Below are 19,083 nucleotides of genomic sequence, written 5' to 3'. Positions count from 1 at the left end.
CGCATTCTACGACGAAGTAAAAGATAGAAAGTCGCTTTTAGTCTACCTCTAGTCGTTTCCAGCCACCTCCCCCCTGTACCGAAAAATTACACTGAGTTCATTGATATTTTACCAATTTGATAGGTAAGGAAGAACAATGAACGCAGCAGAGCTACACGATAAGTCCATTATTATTGACGGTTTGATTTGTGCTAAGTGGAATCGCGAGTTATTCGAAGATATGTCTAAGGGTAAATTGACCGCAGCAAATTGCACTGTGTCATTTTGGGAAAACTTTGAAGGGACGGTTCGCAACATTGTTGAAATGAACCAGCTGATCGAAGCAAATAGTGATTTGCTTACAAAAGTTTATACGACGAAAGACATTCACCGTGCTAAAGCCGAAGGCAAAACTGGTGTGATGATGGGCTTTCAAAATGCTCATGCGTTTGAAGATCAAATTGGTTACGTACAAGTATTTAAAGACCTTGGCGTTGGCATTGTGCAAATGTGCTACAACACACAAAACTTGGTGGGTACAGGCTGTTACGAACGTGACGGTGGCTTGTCAGGCTATGGTCGCGAGATCGTGGCGGAAATGAACCGTGTCGGTATGTTGTGTGATTTGTCTCACGTTGGAGCAAATACGGCGAAAGAAGTCATTATCGAATCGAAAAAACCTGTCGCATACTCTCATTGCTTGCCATCGGGTTTGAAAGAGCATCCTCGTAATCGTACAGACGAAGAGCTTAAGTTTATTGCTGATAACGGCGGTTTTGTTGGTGTGACTATGTTCGCTCCTTTCTTAAAAGCCGGTATTAACGCAACGATTGATGATTATGTAGAAGCGATTCAATACATTTATAACATCGTTGGTGAAGATGCGATCGGTATTGGTACTGACTTTACTCAAGGTCACGGACAAGATTTTTTTGAATACCTAACACATGATAAAGGCTATGCCCGCCGTTTAACGCGCTTTGGTGAAATCATTAATCCACTAGGTATGCGTACTGTGGGTGATTTCCCTAACTTGACAGAAGCCTTATTGAAAAGTGGCTTTAGCGAGCGTCAAGTAGTGAAGATTATGGGTGAAAACTGGGTAAATCTTTTACACGAAGTTTGGGGTGAGTAAAGCGACTGCTTTACAGGATTTGATCTTAACGAAAAGAATTTAAGGAATTAAACATGTCTACACATGCTCCAGAAATGCCAATTGTTGTTGATGATGAAACCGGTGTTTGGACGACAGATGCACTACCTATGTTGTATGTGCCTCGTCACTTCTTCGTGAATAATCACATGGGTATTGAAGATGAAATCGGTGCTGAGCGTTATGCCGAGATTCTTTATAAAGCAGGTTATAAGTCTGCTTACTTTTGGTGTGAACAAGAATCTGAGTGCCATGGTATTTATGGTGAAGAAATTTGGCACCATTATTTAAAACGTCTTTCACAACGTGGCTGGGGCTTCTTTATTACAGAAGAGCTAGACATTGAAAAAGGTACAGCAAAAGTACGTTTAGAAAACTCCGCTTTTGTTTACCACTACGAAAAAATTCACGGTAAAAAAGTGAACCGAAAAATAGACTACATGTTTACCGGTTGGTTTGCTGGTGCGTTGGATCAAATCTTAGAAAGTAAAGGTTTGGCCACTCGTACTAAAGCAGTTCAAACCCAGAGCGCAGCCGAAGAAGGTTGTGATGTAGGTTATTTCCAAGTTTCTCCACTTTAGATCTTTTAATCAAAACTTAAATGTATGAGGTTGCCACGGGCAGGTGGCAACCAACACAGTAAAAGTTAAACGTCGTTTCCAAGAAGGCAGGATGTTATGTCCCAGTATGATGCGTTGTTCGAGCCCCTCAATATTAATAAATTAACCATCCGCAATCGTATTGTCAGTACGGCACACGCTGAGGTGTACGCCACTGATGGCGGCATGACAACTGATCGCTATGTGAAGTATTACGAAGAAAAAGCCAAAGGCGGCTGTGGCTTGTGTATTTGTGGTGGTTCAAGTGTTGTTTCTATAGACAGCCCACAAAGCTGGTGGAGTTCAGTGAATTTGTCCACTGATCGAATTATTCCACATTTTCAAAATCTTGCTGATGCAGTTCATAAGCACGGCGGGAAAATAATGATTCAGATTTCTCACATGGGACGTCGTTCTCGTTGGGATGGTGAAAACTGGCCTAACCTAATGTCTCCTTCTGGTATTCGTGAGCCGGTTCACCGTGCGACCTGTAAAACCATTGAAGTTGAAGAAATGTGGCGCATCATTGGTGACTTTGCTCAAGCAGCACGTCGTGCCAAAGATGGCGGCTTAGATGGTGTAGAACTGTCTGCTGTTCACCAACATATGATCGACCAGTTCTGGTCTCCACGCGTAAACAAACGTACCGACGAATGGGGCGGAACGTTTGAGGGGCGCATGAAGTTTGGTATGGAAGTGCTAAAAGCCGTTCGTGCCGAAGTAGGACCAGATTTTGTTGTGGGTATGCGTATCACGGGTGATGAGTTTCATCCTGATGGCTTGGGCCATGAAGAAATGAAAAAAATTGCTCAATACTACGATGCGACTGGCATGGTGGATTACTTTGGTGTGGTTGGTTCTGGTTGTGATACTCACAATACCTTAGCTAACGTTATTCCAAACATGAGCTACCCGCCTGAGCCTTTCTTGTACTTGGCAGCTGGTATCAAAGAAGTGGTTAAAGTGCCGGTTATTCACGCACAAAATATCAAAGATCCGAACCAAGCTAAGCGTATTATCGAAGCGGGTTACGTAGACTTTGTTGGTATGACTCGTGCTCATATTGCCGATCCACATTTCATTGCCAAAATCAAAATGGATCAGGTTGATCAGATCCGTCAATGTGTTGGCGCGAACTATTGTATCGATCGTCAGTACCAAGGTTTGGATGTTTTGTGTATCCAGAATGCGGCAACATCACGTGAATACATGGGCTTGCCACATATTATTGAGAAAACCACAGGCGTTATTCGTAACGTGCTAGTTGTAGGTGGTGGTCCTGGTGGATTAGAGGCGGCTCGTGTTGCAGCAGAACGAGGCCATAAAGTGACCTTGCTTGAGAAAGCTGATGAGCTAGGTGGGCAGTTAGTATTTGCTGCTAAAGCGCCTCAACGTGATCAAATTGCGGGTATTACTCGTTGGTTGGTTATGGAATTAGAGCGCTTAGGTGTTGATGTACGTTTAAATACTGCAGCGGATGAGGCAATGGTTAAAGAATTGAATCCTGATGTGTGTATTTTAGCAACAGGTGGTCGTCCATTTATCGATCAGAATGAAGAGTGGGGCGCTGAAGAAGGCTTGGTTGTTTCTTCTTGGGATATTCTGAGTGGTGCTGTTGAGCCAGGTAAAAATGTCTTGGTATACGACACTATTTGTGAGTTCTCTGGTATGTCTGCAGCGGATTACCTTGCATCAAAAGGCTCTTTGGTAGAATTGGTCACAGATGATATTAAACCTGGTGTCGGGGTGGGTGGTACTACTTTCCCAACTTACTATCGTTCTTTGTACGAGCGAGAAGTGATCATGACATCCGATATGCTGCTAGATAAAGTGTATCGTGAAGGTAATAGCTTAGTCGCAGTGCTTGAAAATGAGTATACAGCACAGAAAGAAGAGCGTGTCGTTGATCAGGTAGTCATTGAAAACGGTATTCGTCCAAATGAAGGCTTGTATTACGCGCTGAAAGAAAGCTCACGTAATAAAGGGCAAATTGATAACGAAGCTTTATTTGATATCAAACCGCAGCCTGTACTAGACGGTAGTTCAGATGAAGGCATGATCTTGTGGCGTTTAGGAGACTGTGTGTCCCAGCGTAATGTTCACGCTGCTATGTATGATGCACTTCGCCTTTGCAAAGACCTATAAGAAGCGATAGTTGAGTTAGTAAAAACAAAGTTAAAAATGAACTTGAAATGCATGTCTAGGTAATACAAATACGAATTAGTATTTTGATTACTTAGAGCAAAGACCAATTTAGGTCATCATTTTTTGTTCATTTTTGCTTTGTTTTTAAATCGCTCATTCCATCTTTTCATGGTTTTTCTGTTTTCAATATGCCCGATGAATGAGGGTTTAAGATGATTCTTGATTGGTTACCTCCAACTTTAATTGGTGTTCTTCTTGTGCTAGCGGGGATTGGTGCGATCCGTCGTATGAATCTATGGCGTGCAGGTCAAGCTGAAAAAGTTGACTTTCTGGCTGGCTTGTTCGCGATGCCAAAGCGCTATTTGCATGATCTTCACCATGTAGTAGAACGCGATAAATATATGTCTCGTACCCACGTAGCGACAGGCGGCGGTTTTGTCTTAGCGATGGTGTTGGTCGTGTTTGTTCACCTGTTTGGCGTGAAAAGTGAGATTCTCGCTTGGGCCTTATTGGGTGCTTTGGTGTTGATGTTTTGTGGTGCTCTGTTCGTAGCAAAACGTCGTTTAAATCCACCATCTCGCCTTTCTAAAGGGCCGTGGATGCGTTTGCCAAAAAGCTTGCTGACGTTTTCTATTACCTTTTTCGTATTGACCTTACCTGCTGCTGGGATATTACCTGAGGGGTTTGGTGGTTGGGCGCTGACTTTAGTATTGTCTGCGTTGATCCTAATGAGCTTGAGTGAAATGCTATTTGGCATGACATGGGGCGGGCCAATGAAGCATGCTTTCGCTGGGGCTTTGCATCTTGCTTTCCACCGACGTTCAGAGCGTTTTGGTGGCGGTCGTTCTACCGGCTTAAAACCTGTTGATTTTGGCGATGGCGTGACCGTGAAAGCGGTACATGGTGTGGCTAAGCCAACAGACTTCAAATGGAACCAATTGTTAGGTTTTGATGCTTGCGTACAATGTGGTCGCTGTGAAGCCGTTTGCCCTGCGTTTGCAGCAGGTCAGCCATTGAATCCTAAAAAACTTATTCAAGATATGGTGGTGGGTTTTGCTGGTGGTACAGATGAAAAATACGCTGGTAGTGCATACCCAGGTGTTGAAGTTGGTAATGCTAAAGGTGCGCCGAATCAGATTATTACTGATGGTTTGGTAAACCCAGATACACTTTGGTCTTGCACAACGTGCCGAGCTTGTGTTGAAGAATGTCCTATGATGATAGAGCACGTGGATGCCATTGTCGATATGCGTCGCTTCTTGACACTAGAAAAGGGCGATACTCCTAATAAAGGCGCTCAAGTATTAGAAAATATTATCGCTACCGATAACCCAAATGGTTACTCTCCAGCAAGTCGTACTCACTGGGCTGCCGATCAGAACCTTAAAGTAATGAAAGATGTAAAACAGGCTGATGTGCTGTTTTGGGTATCTGATGGTGCTTTTGACATGCGTAGCCAGCGAATTTTACGTTCTTTTGTGAAGCTGTTAAAAGCCGCGAATGTTGATGTAGCAATTTTAGGCGATGAAGAGCTTGATAGTGGTGATGTTGCCCGTCGTTTGGGTGATGATGCGGCTTTCCAAAGTTTGGCGAAACGCAATTTGGCCACTTTGTCGAAATATCGCTTTAAAACCATTGTTACGACAGACCCACATGCGTTTCATTGTTTGAAAAATGAATACGGTGATTTTGGTTCTGATGCGTTGAAAGACGTGGAAGTGCTGCACCATACGACATTTTTGAATCGCTTGATCAAAGAAGATCGCTTTAACTTGAACCCTCTTCAAGGCAGTAAAGTGACCTACCACGATCCTTGTTATCTAGGTCGTTACAACGGAGAGTATGAAGCGCCGCGAGAATTACTTGCAAGCTTAGGTATTGAAATCGCTGAAATGGAACGTTCTCGTTTCCGTTCACGCTGTTGTGGCGGCGGCGGTGGTGCCCCTATTACTGATATCCCTGGTGAACGTCGTATTGCTGATATGCGTATGGAAGATGTTACTAGTACTGGCGCAGACATGGTCGCGGTCGGTTGTCAGCAATGTACTGCTATGCTTGAAGGTGTCGTAGAGCCACGTCCAGTGGTAAAAGATATTGCTGAAATTCTTGCTGGGCAGCTAATTGAGGAGGCACACTGATGAGCGATTTATCATCAAAAGATAGCTCTTTAGATAACCTGTTTCGACGAGATCCTAGAGCTGAATGGATTGCACGTAACCGCTTGCATCCTTTGCATAGCGAAATGATGCAAGCTGGAAGTGGAGAAGTGCGCGGACCATCTGGTTTACTGCGTAAGAATCCACATGTCATTGGGTTTATTGGTCCAAACGGCATTAAGCGAATCGATAGGGCAAACGTGTCGTCTGCTGGCGCTGGCGGTAAAAAACGCTCAGGCGAAGCAAAAGAAGTACAGTTGCCTTTGCATACTGTCGAGAACCCAGATTTTTATATCATGGTTGTGGCAGATATGGTCGGCGGTCGTTTGACTGGTCACGATAAAGATATTCTTGGTTTGGCGCATCAGTTGGTCGCCAAACGCAATGGTGCTGTGACACTGGTGTGCTTTGGCGAAAATAAAGAAACTCAATGCGATCTAGCAGGTGTTGACCGTTTGATTCACTTAGAAGGTGAGCAGTATGACGGTTTTGCACCAGAAGCTAGGCTAGCTGTATTGCAGCAAATAGAAACACAATATAAACCTGTTCATTGGTTGTTTCCTGATAGTGTTCATGGCGGAATGGATTTAGCTTGTCGCTTATCTGCTCGATTGGGTGAGCGTCTTGCTACTCAGGCATGGCAAGTAAATGCTGAACAAACGGTTTGCCGTGGCGCGTCTGCTAGCCAAGATATTTTGCGTGAGACACCACGTATTCTAACTTTACTGGAAGAATGTGGTGATGCGATAGACGAAACTCGTCATCAGGTATTGCCAATTTCTGTTGATGGTGTTGAACAAGCATCTCCAGCAGTTGTTGATAAAGGCTTAATCGCTGTCGATTCAAATGCGGTGCCGTTAGCAGAAGCCGAATTCATTTTGTCTGCTGGTAATGGTATTCATAACTGGGATCAGTTCCATGGTGCTGCCGCTGCTTTGCGTGCAACAGAAGGAGCAAGTCGCGTTGCGGTGGACGATGGCTTTATGCCTCGTGCACGCCAAGTTGGTGCCTCTGGTACTTGGGTTACTGCTCGAGTTTACCTTGCTGTTGGTATCTCTGGTGCGATTCAACATATGCAGGGTATTGGTCAGTGTGACAAGGTAATTGCCATTAATACAGACGCGGGCTGTGACATGGTAAAACGTGCGGATCTGGCTGTTATCGCAGATAGTGAAGAAATTTTAGAAGAGCTTACTAAACTTGCTCAACAGTATGCATCATCTAAAGACCAAGGGGAGAAAAGCGATGCAGCCTAATATCAATGTGGTTTCTTTAGTGTCTGTAGGGCGCCATCCACAATCTGGTCGTGCTCGTCGTGCTGAACAAGATGGACGCGCGGTAGAACTGGGTTTAAAACTTGCAGGCAAAGCATTAACTGTAGTGCACGCTGGGAATGCGCAAGAGTCAGTGCTTCGACAATACGCAGGTATGGGGTTGTCGTCGTTAACGGTATTGGAGCAAGAGCGTCATTGTGATGCGTTGCCTATTCTTGTTTCGTTTTTACAAGATAAACATATCGATGTGGTGCTGACTGGTGTTCGTGCTGAAGGCGGAGAGTCATCTGGCATGTTACCATATCTGTTAGCAGAGCAACTGGGTTGGCCGTTAGTTCCTCGTGTGGCTGAGATTTTGAACGTGAAAGATGGTGAAGCCGAAGTGCTTTTGGCATTGCCGCGTGGGCAGCGTCGAGCTGTGACTGTCAAACTGCCTTTTATCGCCAGTGTTGATAACGCGGCGCAAGAAGCACGCCAAACCGCATTTGGTCCAGGGTTGAGAGCGGAGCTAAACGTTTTAAACGTGAATGCTGTAACCGATGAGGCTGCCAGTCAATGGCAGATTAGTACCGCGAAACCTCGCCCTAAGCGGATTAAAGTAGTTAAGGCAAAAACGGCCGCAGATCGAATGAAGGCAGCGACTGCAAAACCAGTCGGCGGTGGTGGTAAGGTAATGAAGGACGAAACGGCGGCTGAAAAAGCACAAGCGATATTTGATCTCTTATTAGAAGAGAAAGTGGTTCGCTAAGTGTGCGTTTAGGTATAAGCTATAGTCCCCGTTGGTTATTGATTGAACAGATTGTTTGTTTATAGGTATGCAATATGATGATTGTAGATTTGGTCGACGAAGTCGACTTTAAAGAAAGACTCATCGCTCTTGGAGCGCCAGTGACTCAAGAGCAAAGCTTAGCAGAAGTGCAGTCGGCTGTGTTGTCGTGGCTACAAGCGTATCCTGAACAAACTCCCTTCGTAAAAGACCTTTGTACTGAAATGCAAAAGGATACGACAACTGTTTTACCTGAAGTGTCGAGCGTATTGGCAGCCTTCAGTTAGAACTCACTTATTAATAGTTTAATTCTTCAGTTATCCTTTTAAAAAAAGCAACTAATTAATATTTAATTGGTTGCTTTTTTTTATTTATTTATTAAATATAAATTTTACTTATCATAAAAAAGTCTATAAATTCTCACTTTCTGTATTTTTAATTTTTCACAATCCATACATCTATAGCTAGTCTTTGGCTTGTGCTAAATTTTATTCAGGAATAAAAATTTAACGCTAGCATTTTTTTAGAAATGGAAGATGCTTAAAATGGATTTTGGTTACTTTATTTAACGAGTTGTGTAGATATTATGAGAATTAAAACTAAGTTATTAATAGCTTTTTCAATTGCGACTGTTCTACCTGTGCTGTTTGTTAGCTCTATAACGGCTTATCTAGCCTCAAATCAAGCGCTTGAGAGCTTCTCTAAAAATAGTGGTCAGACGTTAAGTGCGATTGAAAAGTCATTTAATCAGTTCTTAACCGATGTGAATTATATTGTTGGCTATATTTCCGATAGCGATCTGGTTATTTCCCCTGATGCTGAAGCTCTTACTACTTACCATGAGCAAAAAGGAAAAGCTCCCCGTGAAGTGGCTAAACAAAACGGTGGGCGTGAAGCGCAGTTGTATAATATGTTTGCGGCCATTGCTAAGAACAATCCAAACTTTGCCTATTTGTATTTAGGTGACGAATCTGACGGCTACCTTGAGTGGCCGGGTACATATGAATATGCGGACTATCATCCTAAGCAACGCTCTTGGTATACAAAAGCAATGGAGAATCCAGGTAAAGTGGTGATGCGGGATGCTTATTACTGGGAAGCAGACGATTCCATTTATATCTCTGCCGTGAGTACTTACAACAAAGGAAATGCTGTTGGTGGGGTGATTAACGTCGATGTGTCTATAAAAACCTTAATTGATATGGCAAACAAATCCAAACTTGGTAATGCTGGCAGTGTTATGGTTGTCGAAAATACAGGTACTATTTTAGTTGATGCAGAACACCCTGAAAATAATTTCAAGAAAATTGGCGATCTTGCTGGTGAAGCTTATAAAAAAATAGCTCAAACCTCTTCGGGTGTTGTTGGTTTTCAGCTTAATGGCGAAGAGTATTACGCTAATGTTTATACCTCCCCTAATTTAAAGTGGAAGTTCGTCGGTTTTATGCCAGCCTCTGAAATCTACTCTGGTACATCAAAACTAATTAAAACAACTATTATCGTATGTATATTGTTGCTGATTGTTTTTGGCTTTGTTGCATATATTATGTCGAAAAAGCTAATCACGCCTATTGAATCAGTTTCTAATCACTTGCGCATCTTGGCAGAAGGTGAGGGGGATTTAACTTCTCAGATTGAAATCAAGACTAAAGATGAAACAGGAACATTGTCTAATTGGTTCAATCAATTCATTGAATCTACAAGGTTGCTTATAGTTGGTATTAAAAGATCAGGTATGCAGATTGATAAGATTGCAGCTGAGACATCGGCGAAAGCAAGTGATGTGGCTAAAGCGACAGCAGGCCAGTTGCAGTCTATCGAGTTAATTTCTGAAGCGGGTCAGCAAATGCTAATAGCATCGAATGAAGCAGCAGAAAGTTGCGCTAATTCTGCTCAATTTTCTGAGAAGGGCCTAGAAACGACGATAGCAGGTAAAAAACTTCTTAAAAATAGTGCAGAAGGCGTTAACCGTTTGGGCGATCGTTTGAAAGATTCGAATCTAATCATTACAGAGCTGCAAAAAGAAACGACCAATATCAATCAGATTTTATCGACTATACAAGCGATTGCCGAGCAAACTAATTTGTTAGCACTAAATGCTGCTATTGAAGCGGCTCGAGCTGGAGAGCAAGGTCGAGGTTTTGCTGTTGTTGCAGATGAGGTGAGAACGCTTGCAGGGCGTACACAAGAATCGACGGAGCAAATTAGTAACATTTTAGGGCTTCTTGCTAATCGAACCAAGCAAGCGTCGGATTCAATGGTGACAAGCTTAGCCGAGTCGGAAAATGCAATTGGTTTATCAAACCAAGCGCTTGAATCTTTTGAGCAAATTGAAGAAGTGGTTAAGCAAATGCGCGATATGACTATGCAAACGGCCGCGTCTGCTGAAGAACAGCGTGCAGTCACTGAAGATGTTAATGGAAATATTAATTCTATTAGTGAATCAGCGCATCGAGTTTCAGGTATTTCTGGTGACGTTGCTGAGCTATGTAAGCAGCAAGATCAGTTAAGCAAAGAGCTACATTCGATGGTTGTTAGATTCCGAACCGAATAAGCGACGTTTTTGCTAGTATTGAGTACACAAAGGCCACTTAACAGTGGTCTTTTTACTTTGGGTTCGAGCTTTTCCGTGATTAGCATTTATGTTTACTGAGTGAGTTGAAATTTAAAGTTAAAAATTTCAATATTTGGTTTTAAAAAACAAGTGATAACGATTATCATACTTGTCTAAATTTACTAATAAAGGTGTAAGATGATTAAATCGTTTGTAGTGCTTTTGCTCACTCTCTTTATGAGTGCTTCCTGGGCAGATCAAGTTACGGTGAAAGATGTTCTTGGTCGTAATGTGACATTTAATGCTCCAGCACAGCGTGTAATTGTTGGATTTTACCCTGAAGATTATATGGCTATTGGAACTGAAGCCGCTTACGACAAGGTTGTGGGTATGTCGAAATACATTTGGCAGGCACGTCAAGCTAACTGGGAAATGTACGTTAAGCATCGTCCGTCATTAGATGATATTCCGGGTATTGGTCGAGTTGATACGCAAACTTTCTCTATTGAAAAAGTCATTAGCTTGAAACCAGATGTTTTGATGTTAGCTGACTGGCAATACAAGGGATTAGGTACCGACATTGAGCGTCTTGAAAATGCTGGTGTAAAAGTAATTGTTGTTGATTACAACGCGCAAACCTTAGAACGCCATATTAAGAGCACCGAGTTAATTGGTGTGATTACAGGGCAAGAAAAACGCGCAGCGACTATTGCGGCTGACTACAAAAAAACGGTTGAAAGCATAAGTAAGCGCCTTGCTGATGCTAATCTGCCAACTCCAAAAGTGTATACAGAGTTCGGTGCTTCTGGTGTACAAGAGCTTGGTTTTACCTTTGGTAAAAACATGTGGGGTGCGATTTCTACTATGGCAGGTGGCGACAATATTTCTGCGCCGTTTGTTGAGTGGTGGGGGAAATTGAACCCTGAGCAAGTGATTGCTTCAAACCCTGATGTCATCGTTATCACAGGTTATGAAACAGGCAAAGGCTCTGATTCAATGATCATGGGTCAAGGTGTTGATAGAGCGGAAGCCCGCAAGCGTTTAGAAGGCTATAAAAATCGCTTAGGTTGGTCGTCTATTAATGCAGTTAAAAATAATCGTTTGTATGCTGCTTATCATGGCGCATGCCGTACTATTTTTGATGCCGCTATGATTGAATTCTATGCAAAAGCTATGTATCCAGATTTGTTCGCTGATTTGAATCCTGAAAAAGCTTATTTAGACTTTTATAAAAAATACCTTCCTGTAACGCCAGAAGGAACCTTTACTCTGGCACTGTAAATAGATTTGATACTTGCTCTAAGCAAGAAAAAGGGGCTTTCTACATGGACAGTAGAAAGCCCCTTTTTTTTGTTTTTTTATTCTTTGATTAACTCAAAAATCATTCAAAGACGTAGCGTGTAACTTGTCGATAAGTGTCTTCAGGCGCCAGTAATATTGGCGGGAAATGTGACTGGTTGATCGCATCAGGCCAGTGTTGGGCTTCAAGGGCAAGGCCTGCGTATGCCGATAAAGCGCCTTGGTTAATATTAGATTCGGCACTCAGTTGAATATGGCGACCGTCGTAAACTTGCAATCCCGGTTCGGTTGTCTGGTAGTGCAATGTCAGTCCCGTGATAGGGGCTTTAAGGGTGGCAACCGTTTGTAACGGGCGATGGCTAGCAAGAGATAAGCAGAAATTGGTATCCAGCTCTGGGTAGTCCTCACGGCCAATAGTGCGCATTTGTAGAAAATCAAACGCACTGTCTGCGGTTGGTGTGACTTCGCCTGTTGGAATTAATTCTGCATCGACAGGTAAATAATGGTCTGCTTGAATGCTCAGTTGATGGTCCAAGATAGAACCTGTGCCATCAAGGTTAACGTAACTGTGGCCGGCAAAGTTACAAATTGTCAGTTGATCTGTGGTTGCCGTAATTTCCATTTCCAATGCGCTATCGATCAGGCGATAAAACACATTCACAATCATATTGCCTGGATAACCCATCTCACCGTCAGCGAGCTTAGTTTGCAGGTGTACCATGTCGTCACTTTGCTCGATGATAGACCAATTTTTACTGCCTGTTCCATCTGGGCCACCATGTAGGTGATGGGCTTCAGGTAGGGTAGGAGGGAGTAGGAAAGTTTTTCCACCTATTACGGCATGCCCTTTATTGGTTCTGTTTGCTACTCGGCCGACAACTGCACCAAAGTATTTTGCCCCTTGAAGGTAGTCAGTCAGCTTTGGAGAGCCTAAAACTAAAGAGTGCTCATGGCCGTTTAGATAAACAGATTGAATGCTCGCACCCAGTGTCAGAATAGACACTTTAAGCTGCGCGTTTTTTAGCGTGATAGATTGAATTTGGTTTAAATCTGGCGCTAGGTTCACGGAAGTATCCTTTAAAATAAACGGGAGCCGAAGCTCCCGAAAGTGTAGATAGATCGGTTATTAGATGTTTTCTAACAAGTCGTTAATACGATATTGCGCTGTTTCCAGTGCATCGTCCATTGATTTGTTGCCACTAATCGCAGACCCTAACTCTTCACCAAGGATGTCTTGTATGGCGAATTGACGTAAAACTTGAGCGGGTAGAGCTTGCCCTGTTTTTGCGACTTTCGCGATATCACTACGATGAGGCAGGGATTTAAACTTATCGCTGTCAATCACGGCTTTTACCGTTGGTAAATGACCTGTGCGAGCCCATTCATAGTCGTTATCGTATAGGAATTTAAACAGTTTCCCGATGGCCGCCATTTTTTCGTCGTCACGGTTTCCGCGTGGTACAACCCAGCCGTGGCCGTCAGCATAAGTGGCGTCTTTTTGTTTAAAAAACTGTGGCACAGGGAATACACTGTAACCGTTTGATAGTGGATTATTGGCTTGTTTTGATTGCGCATCATAAGAACCAATTAACCAAGTACCGTTTACGGCAATGCCGCCTGCACCATTTGCAAAGCCGGCGACCGCAGCAGGATAGTCCATATTGGTCGTACTTAAGCCTTTATCCATGATGTCTTTCATCAAGGTAAGTGCGGCTTTTGCTTCTTTTCCACTTAAATCAATGCGGCTTGGATCCGCGAAAAATTGGCTGTCTTGCTGCATTAATAAGGTGTAGAAAATGCGGGCGTAAACAGCGGTTTCATTTGCTGTGACTTGAACTAAGTAAGGCTTTCCAGTTGCATCCTTAAATTGTTTACCTTGGGCAAATAATTCATCTGCGCTGCTTGGCAGAATCGGTTTGCCATTGGATTTCATTAAGTCTGCTTTCTTCATCATATTGTTATTTACATGAAATAACATGGTCCAGTTATCAAATGGTAAGGCATAGACTTTGCCTTCCTTCGTCACACTGGAGATGGCCGCGTTCGTAAAATCAGATGGTTTGATATTCTGGTCTTTTAGTAGTTTGTCCAGCGGTACTAATAGGCCGCGAGACTGGTAATCGGACATAGCAGAATAATGCATAGAAACAACATCAGGAGCCGACCGTGATGCTAGCTGAGCGTTCAGCTGATCGTAACCTGGCCATTCCACTGTCGTGACCTTTACGTCGATGTCAGGATTATCGGCTTCAAATTTATTAACCAATGCGGTGATGATGCCACATTCACCCACAGCGGAAGAAACATCGGTGACCTTGCCGTATTCAGCTTCACAAGCACCAAAGAAGCGTTGCAGTTCAATGGTGGTATTGGCGTTAGCCAGCGGTGCGAGAGCTAATAAGCCAACTGCGGTTGTTCCGAGAAGTAACTTTTTCATTATTTTTCTCCTAGTTCATTTTTATTGTTGTTGTATAGCCCAGTGTCAATTTCTATTACTCAAGTATCTTATTCGCGCTATTTTACGGCTCCTCCTGATACCGCAGTGACTATGTGGCGTTGAAAGAAGATATAGACGAGCACTACTGGCAGTGATGCAAAGATAGCCTGTGCACCTAAAAAGCCTAGCCCTTCGGATTGTGCAAAGTTGGTTTGTGACGATGCGATACCAATGGTGAGTGTGTACATATCGGACTTTGTCGCTGAGATCAGCGGCCACCAGTAATCGTTCCAAGCCTGTAAGAAAGTAAATATTCCCAAGGTCGCTTGTGCAGGCAGCGTTAGCGGTAATAGTACTTTCCAGAAGATACGAAAAGTTGATGTGTTATCTAACATGGCCGCTTCATCAATTTCTTTCGGAATAGCCCGAAAGAATTGCGTCATCAGGAAAACCCCAAACGCCGAAGACAAGTTAGGCAATATCAAACCGATATGCGTGTTATGCAGATCAAACCAGTTAAACATCTGATGACGAGCGATGATAACGGCTTGCTCTGGTACGGCTAAGCCAAATAACACAATAATGAATATTGTTTTACGAAATGGAAATTCCAGTCTTGCAAAGGCATAACCTGCGAGAGAAGAGAGTAGTAAGACGCCAAACGTTTGTCCGACTGCTACTATCATCGAATTCATAAACCAACCAAAAACACTGGATGACTTTAAGATGTTCGCATAGTTTTCCATTGTGTAAGGAAAGGAAAAGACGGCTTCAGTACCTTTCAGTAATTCGGCGTTATCCTTTAAAGAAAGACCAATAATCCATGCCACTGGCGCCATCATAATTAAGCCCAGTAAAGCGGCTATCCAGAACAATCTTCGGTTCGACGTTAAATGTTCTGGCGAGTAGTTTAATGCTTTCATGCGTCTGTCTCCTCTTTACGAGTGCTGACCCAATACTGCAGCATGGCGGCACAGAGAATGATTAAAAACAGAACTTGCGACGCAGCCGCGCCCATACCAATGTCCCAGCGTAGGAAGCCAACTTCGTATATGTACATGACAATGGGGCGTGACGAACCCGCAGGGCCACCGTTTGTCATCAATTGAGCCTGACCAAATAACTGGAATTGCATGACGACTTGGATAATCGCGACCAGCATAATTGTCGATTTAATCGACGGCAGCGTGATACGCGTGAGGACTCGCCAGCGCGAAGCATTGTCGAGAGCCGCGGCTTCATAAAGGTCTTTCGGTATTTGTTGTAATGCTGCTAAGAACAACATCATCGGCAAACCGATACACCACCAAACCGTTGCGACACCAACTGAAAATAATGACCAACCAGTGGTTGATAGGAAACCTATTGGCTGCCAACCGAAATATTCAAAAATCAGTGCCATTAAGCCGTCATTAGGAATGAAAACGATTCGCCAAATGAGCGTTACAATAGTGACAGATAAGATGGAAGACGCAAAAAATACGCCGCGTAAGAAAGACGAGCCCTTGGTGGTTTTGTTCAAGGCCAATGCGAGAAACAAACCTAAAACCACTAAGGTAGGAACAGACACCCCAACAAAAATGACCGTGTTTTTGACAGCTTGGCCAAAAATTGGATCACTTAGTACACGGGCGTAGTTTTTTAAGCCGATGAAGCGTTCGCCACCAAACAAGTCCACTTTATTGAGGGATAGCCAAATTCCCCAGCCAAGGGGGAAAACCAGCAAGGTCAAAAAGACACTGAGATAGGGAACGACAAACAAGCCATTCGACCAACGGGAACGACGATAACTTTCTGCCATTTTACACCTCCAGCTGACTGTGGTGAGCAAGTCCATCGCCGTCAAAAATATGAGCGGCATGAGGTGATATTGCCACTCTCACCTTATCGCCAGCTTTTACTTTTGAGCGTCCTGAATCCTCCGCGATCAGCTCTGTACCATCAATCAATGTGCCATACAGAAGTGTACGATCGCCAAGGCGCTCGACGACTTTTATGGTCAAATCTAGGCCATCTTCTTGCTCAGAAACCACTTCAGTGTCTTCTGCTCTAATACCGATTACTGCGTCTTTGGCGTTAAACTCCGGTGGCAAGGTAATCGCTGTGGCGACGCTTCCTGCTCCACTGACTTCAACAGTAACGCCATCAGCAGTTTGTTGGATGTTATTAATCGGCAACATAGACATAGGTGGAGAGCCAACAAATTCAGCCACAAAACGACTAACGGGATATTGATAAATCTCCATAGGCGTGCCGATTTGTTCAATTTTTTGGTTGTGCATGATGACGATGCGATCTGCTAACGTCATAGCTTCCACCTGATCGTGGGTAACAAAGATCATGGTCGAGCCAAGACGCTGGTGGAGTTGTGCTAGCTCCAATCGCGTCCTGCCGCGCAATGCGGCATCCAAGTTAGATAGTGGTTCATCAAACAAGAAGGCTTTCGGCTCTTTGACGATGGCGCGGCCAATAGCGACACGTTGGCGCTGGCCACCAGATAATCGTCCAGGTTTACGGTCTAACAAGTGATCGATTTCGAGGATTTTCGCTGCGTCATTAACGCGACGATCAATGTCGTCTTGGGCTACTTTCACATTTTCTAGTCCAAACGCCATGTTTTGACGTGTCGTCATGTGTGGGTAGAGCGCATAGGACTGAAACACCATGGCTACACCGCGTTGCCCTGGTGGTAGCGTGTCGATGCGCTTTTCGCCAATTTCAATCGCGCCATTAGTTATGGATTCTAGCCCTGCAATCATGCGCAATAGGGTAGATTTACCACAGCCAGAAGGACCAAGGAATACAACAAACTCACCGTCTTCAATGTGTAGGTTAATGTCGTCTAAAACGGTAACACTGTCATATCGCTTTGTTATATTTTTTATAGAGATAGATGCAGACATGGTTTCCTCTCTCAGCAAATTTTAAACGGAAAAACTTGGGGTATTACGCCCCAAGTCGAATCATGCGATAGCTCATAGGAGCAATGCTTGCCGTTAGTTTTTGCTGCGTAACAGATGCGCCTTGACCATCTTTTGGTGCTACTTGCTCTGCATCTGGGCCATTCTTAGCGTCAAGTGCATAACCTGACATGACTTTATCCATAATCACTTTCTGGTGTGTGAAGCCTTGTAGAGATAGATCCAATTCAATGCTTTCATTTGGGTGGCGATTGACGATGAAGAAGGTCAATCCGCCATCTTTATCAGATTCCACGGCAGACACATCTAAATAAGGTACATCTTTAGCAAAGTCTGTACTGTAACTTTCGCATTGCACTGCTAGATTGAGCGCTGTACCGCGGCCATATTGAGAAGCATACAAATATGGATAATAAGTAGACTGGCGCCAAGCTGGGCCATCTTTCACTGTCATGATAGGGGCAATAACGTTGACTAATTGTGCCAAACAACCAATTTTTACTACGTCGCTGTGACGAATAAAGCTGTTCAGGATACAGCCAACTTGCAGGGTATCAGCAAAGTCGTAAATGTCTTCTAGCAAAGCTGGAGCATGTGGCCAGCCGTCGTTGCCACCAAGGATTTTTTTGTCTTGTTCGTTGGAGTGATACCAGACGTTCCATTCATCAAAAGAAATATATACGTCGTGGTTAGAGCGTTTTTTGGCTTTGGTGGTTTTAATGACCGCCGCAATAGTGTCTATGTAGTTATCCAGTAGACTGGCTTTCGCCAAGTAGTTGGCGGTATTCTTTTCATGGTCGTCGAAGTACATATGCAGAGAAATATAGTCGACGGTTTCGTAAGTGTAATCTAGAACAGTGCTTTCCCATTCTGGGTAAGTGGCCATTTTAGGGGAAGAAGAACCACACACAACCAGTTCGATATTCTTGTCAAAGGCACGCATGGCTTTAGCGGTTTCAAAGGCGACTCGACCGTATTCCGCTGCTGTTTTTTGACCGATCTGCCAAGGGCCATCCATTTCATTACCAAGACACCAAAGTTTCACGTCCCAAGGTTCTTCGCGACCGTTTTTCTTACGCAGGTCAGACCAGTAAGAGCCACCAGGGTGATTAACATATTCTAAGAAGGCGCGAGCTTCGTCTAAACCTCGTGATCCAAGATTCACTGCTAACATCATTTCTGTGCCCGCTTGTTCTGCCCATTCGGCAAATTCATGAATGCCTATTTCGTTGCTTTCTGAGGTGTGCCAAGCGAGGTCTAAGCGAGTCGGGCGGTCTTCTTTTGGCCCTATGCCATCTTCCCAGTTATAAGCAGAAACGAAGTTACCACCAGGGTAACGAGTAACTGGTACATCGATGTCTTTGATCAGCTCGATAACATCTTGGCGAAAACCGTGCTCGTCGGCAGTCGGATGGCCTGGCTCGTAGATGCCGCTGTAAACAGCGCGACCTAAATGTTCGATGAAAGAGCCGTAAAGGCGAGGGTCTATTTTAGCAATTACATAATCTTTGTGTGCAGTCACGTTAGCGCGCATGCTTACTCCTTTCTTATTTTTGTACTTATTTAAGGTATTTTTAAGTATCTGATTTTTTGTTTATTATCCGATTAATGGATATTAATTGCATATTTGACCTGAGGTCAATCAATAAGACGTTTAATTTTCGTGCAATTAAATACCAAAATTGGTATGTCTAAGCGGGATTTATAACGAAAATAGTAAGAAGTGAATGTTTGGAGATTTTCTAAAGTGTTGATATTTAGAGTTTTTATGAATTTTTAACCGCTATAACAAATTTGATG

At 43.6% G+C, this 19,083-nt stretch carries 15 protein-coding genes; 9 read left to right on the top strand and 6 right to left on the bottom strand.

All coding sequences use genetic code 11. The features are described from left to right. Positions 1–136 precede the first annotated feature (136 nt). The 9 genes from AC2A4J_RS11610 to AC2A4J_RS11570 all read left to right on the top strand — a co-directional run bounded on the left by AC2A4J_RS11610 (position 137) and on the right by AC2A4J_RS11570 (position 11,907). The gene (locus AC2A4J_RS11610) at positions 137–1,114 is read left to right on the top strand and encodes a dipeptidase (RefSeq protein ID WP_255828727.1); all 978 of its coding nucleotides are present in this window, start codon (positions 137–139) and stop codon (positions 1,112–1,114) included. A 53-nt stretch (positions 1,115–1,167) separates the two neighbouring features. Then, positions 1,168–1,713, top strand: a complete 546-nt coding sequence (locus AC2A4J_RS11605) for a DUF5943 domain-containing protein (RefSeq protein WP_255828728.1) — start codon at positions 1,168–1,170, stop codon at positions 1,711–1,713. 96 nt (positions 1,714–1,809) lie between these two features. Then, positions 1,810–3,876, top strand: a complete 2,067-nt coding sequence (gene dgcA / locus AC2A4J_RS11600; RefSeq protein WP_484176112.1) for a dimethylglycine demethylation protein DgcA — start codon at positions 1,810–1,812, stop codon at positions 3,874–3,876. A 212-nt stretch (positions 3,877–4,088) separates the two neighbouring features. Then, on the top strand, positions 4,089–6,014 hold the full coding sequence (locus AC2A4J_RS11595; RefSeq protein WP_304941380.1) for a (Fe-S)-binding protein: 1,926 nt from the start codon (positions 4,089–4,091) through the stop codon (positions 6,012–6,014). Continuing rightward, positions 6,014–7,288: an electron transfer flavoprotein subunit alpha gene (gene etfA / locus AC2A4J_RS11590; protein WP_484176111.1), complete on the top strand. Its 1,275-nt coding sequence runs from the start codon at positions 6,014–6,016 to the stop codon at positions 7,286–7,288. Before AC2A4J_RS11595 ends, etfA begins: the two co-directional genes overlap by 1 nt. Next, positions 7,278–8,054 carry an electron transfer flavoprotein subunit beta gene (etfB, locus tag AC2A4J_RS11585; RefSeq protein WP_255828731.1) on the top strand — a complete coding sequence of 259 codons (777 nt, stop codon included), beginning with the start codon at positions 7,278–7,280 and terminating at the stop codon, positions 8,052–8,054. Before etfA ends, etfB begins: the two co-directional genes overlap by 11 nt. 74 nt (positions 8,055–8,128) lie before the next feature. Beyond that, positions 8,129–8,359, top strand: coding sequence for a hypothetical protein (locus AC2A4J_RS11580; protein ID WP_255828732.1), 231 nt, complete (start codon positions 8,129–8,131; stop codon positions 8,357–8,359). A gap of 299 nt (positions 8,360–8,658) precedes the next feature. Then, positions 8,659–10,626, top strand: a complete 1,968-nt coding sequence (locus AC2A4J_RS11575; protein WP_255828733.1) for a methyl-accepting chemotaxis protein — start codon at positions 8,659–8,661, stop codon at positions 10,624–10,626. A 198-nt stretch (positions 10,627–10,824) separates the two neighbouring features. Next, on the top strand, positions 10,825–11,907 hold the full coding sequence (locus AC2A4J_RS11570; RefSeq protein ID WP_484176110.1) for an ABC transporter substrate-binding protein: 1,083 nt from the start codon (positions 10,825–10,827) through the stop codon (positions 11,905–11,907). Positions 11,908–12,007: 100 nt separating this feature from the next. On the opposite strand, the gene AC2A4J_RS11565 is transcribed toward AC2A4J_RS11570, so the two are convergent. The 6 genes from AC2A4J_RS11565 to arfA all read right to left on the bottom strand — a co-directional run bounded on the left by AC2A4J_RS11565 (position 12,008) and on the right by arfA (position 18,817). Continuing rightward, complete coding sequence (locus AC2A4J_RS11565; protein ID WP_484176109.1) at positions 12,008–12,991, bottom strand: aldose epimerase family protein; 984 nt, start codon at positions 12,989–12,991, stop codon at positions 12,008–12,010. Between the two features lie 60 nt (positions 12,992–13,051). Beyond that, positions 13,052–14,362, bottom strand: a complete 1,311-nt coding sequence (locus AC2A4J_RS11560) for an extracellular solute-binding protein (RefSeq protein WP_255825168.1) — start codon at positions 14,360–14,362, stop codon at positions 13,052–13,054. Between the two features lie 77 nt (positions 14,363–14,439). Further along, positions 14,440–15,285 carry a carbohydrate ABC transporter permease gene (locus tag AC2A4J_RS11555; RefSeq protein ID WP_114411183.1) on the bottom strand — a complete coding sequence of 282 codons (846 nt, stop codon included), beginning with the start codon at positions 15,283–15,285 and terminating at the stop codon, positions 14,440–14,442. Next, entirely contained in the window at positions 15,282–16,163 is an 882-nt protein-coding gene (locus AC2A4J_RS11550; RefSeq protein WP_255825163.1) for a carbohydrate ABC transporter permease, read from the bottom strand. Before AC2A4J_RS11550 ends, AC2A4J_RS11555 begins: the two co-directional genes overlap by 4 nt. 1 nt (position 16,164) lies before the next feature. Beyond that, complete coding sequence (locus AC2A4J_RS11545) at positions 16,165–17,265, bottom strand: ABC transporter ATP-binding protein (protein WP_484176108.1); 1,101 nt, start codon at positions 17,263–17,265, stop codon at positions 16,165–16,167. Positions 17,266–17,308: 43 nt separating this feature from the next. Beyond that, complete coding sequence (arfA, locus tag AC2A4J_RS11540) at positions 17,309–18,817, bottom strand: arabinosylfuranosidase ArfA (RefSeq protein WP_484176107.1); 1,509 nt, start codon at positions 18,815–18,817, stop codon at positions 17,309–17,311. Positions 18,818–19,083 lie beyond the last annotated feature (266 nt).

The sequence above is a fragment of the Marinomonas sp. ATLA20 genome (genome assembly GCF_057180105.1).
The sequence above is the reverse complement of the archived record's forward strand: the minus strand, read 5'-3'. Positions and strand labels throughout refer to the sequence as shown.

Bases quoted from the DNA above. Each gene is read 5' to 3' on its own strand.
- AC2A4J_RS11610 (WP_255828727.1), top strand. From the start codon at position 137: ATGAACGCAGCAGAGCTACACGATAAGTCCATTATTATTGACGGTTTG.
- AC2A4J_RS11605 (WP_255828728.1), top strand. From the start codon at position 1,168: ATGTCTACACATGCTCCAGAAATGCCAATTGTTGTTGATGATGAAACC.
- dgcA (WP_484176112.1), top strand. From the start codon at position 1,810: ATGTCCCAGTATGATGCGTTGTTCGAGCCCCTCAATATTAATAAATTA.
- AC2A4J_RS11595 (WP_304941380.1), top strand. From the start codon at position 4,089: ATGATTCTTGATTGGTTACCTCCAACTTTAATTGGTGTTCTTCTTGTG.
- etfA (WP_484176111.1), top strand. From the start codon at position 6,014: ATGAGCGATTTATCATCAAAAGATAGCTCTTTAGATAACCTGTTTCGA.
- etfB (WP_255828731.1), top strand. From the start codon at position 7,278: ATGCAGCCTAATATCAATGTGGTTTCTTTAGTGTCTGTAGGGCGCCAT.
- AC2A4J_RS11580 (WP_255828732.1), top strand. From the start codon at position 8,129: ATGATGATTGTAGATTTGGTCGACGAAGTCGACTTTAAAGAAAGACTC.
- AC2A4J_RS11575 (WP_255828733.1), top strand. From the start codon at position 8,659: ATGAGAATTAAAACTAAGTTATTAATAGCTTTTTCAATTGCGACTGTT.
- AC2A4J_RS11570 (WP_484176110.1), top strand. From the start codon at position 10,825: ATGATTAAATCGTTTGTAGTGCTTTTGCTCACTCTCTTTATGAGTGCT.
- AC2A4J_RS11560 (WP_255825168.1), bottom strand. From the start codon at position 14,362: ATGAAAAAGTTACTTCTCGGAACAACCGCAGTTGGCTTATTAGCTCTC.
- AC2A4J_RS11555 (WP_114411183.1), bottom strand. From the start codon at position 15,285: ATGAAAGCATTAAACTACTCGCCAGAACATTTAACGTCGAACCGAAGA.
- AC2A4J_RS11550 (WP_255825163.1), bottom strand. From the start codon at position 16,163: ATGGCAGAAAGTTATCGTCGTTCCCGTTGGTCGAATGGCTTGTTTGTC.
- AC2A4J_RS11545 (WP_484176108.1), bottom strand. From the start codon at position 17,265: ATGTCTGCATCTATCTCTATAAAAAATATAACAAAGCGATATGACAGT.
- arfA (WP_484176107.1), bottom strand. From the start codon at position 18,817: ATGCGCGCTAACGTGACTGCACACAAAGATTATGTAATTGCTAAAATA.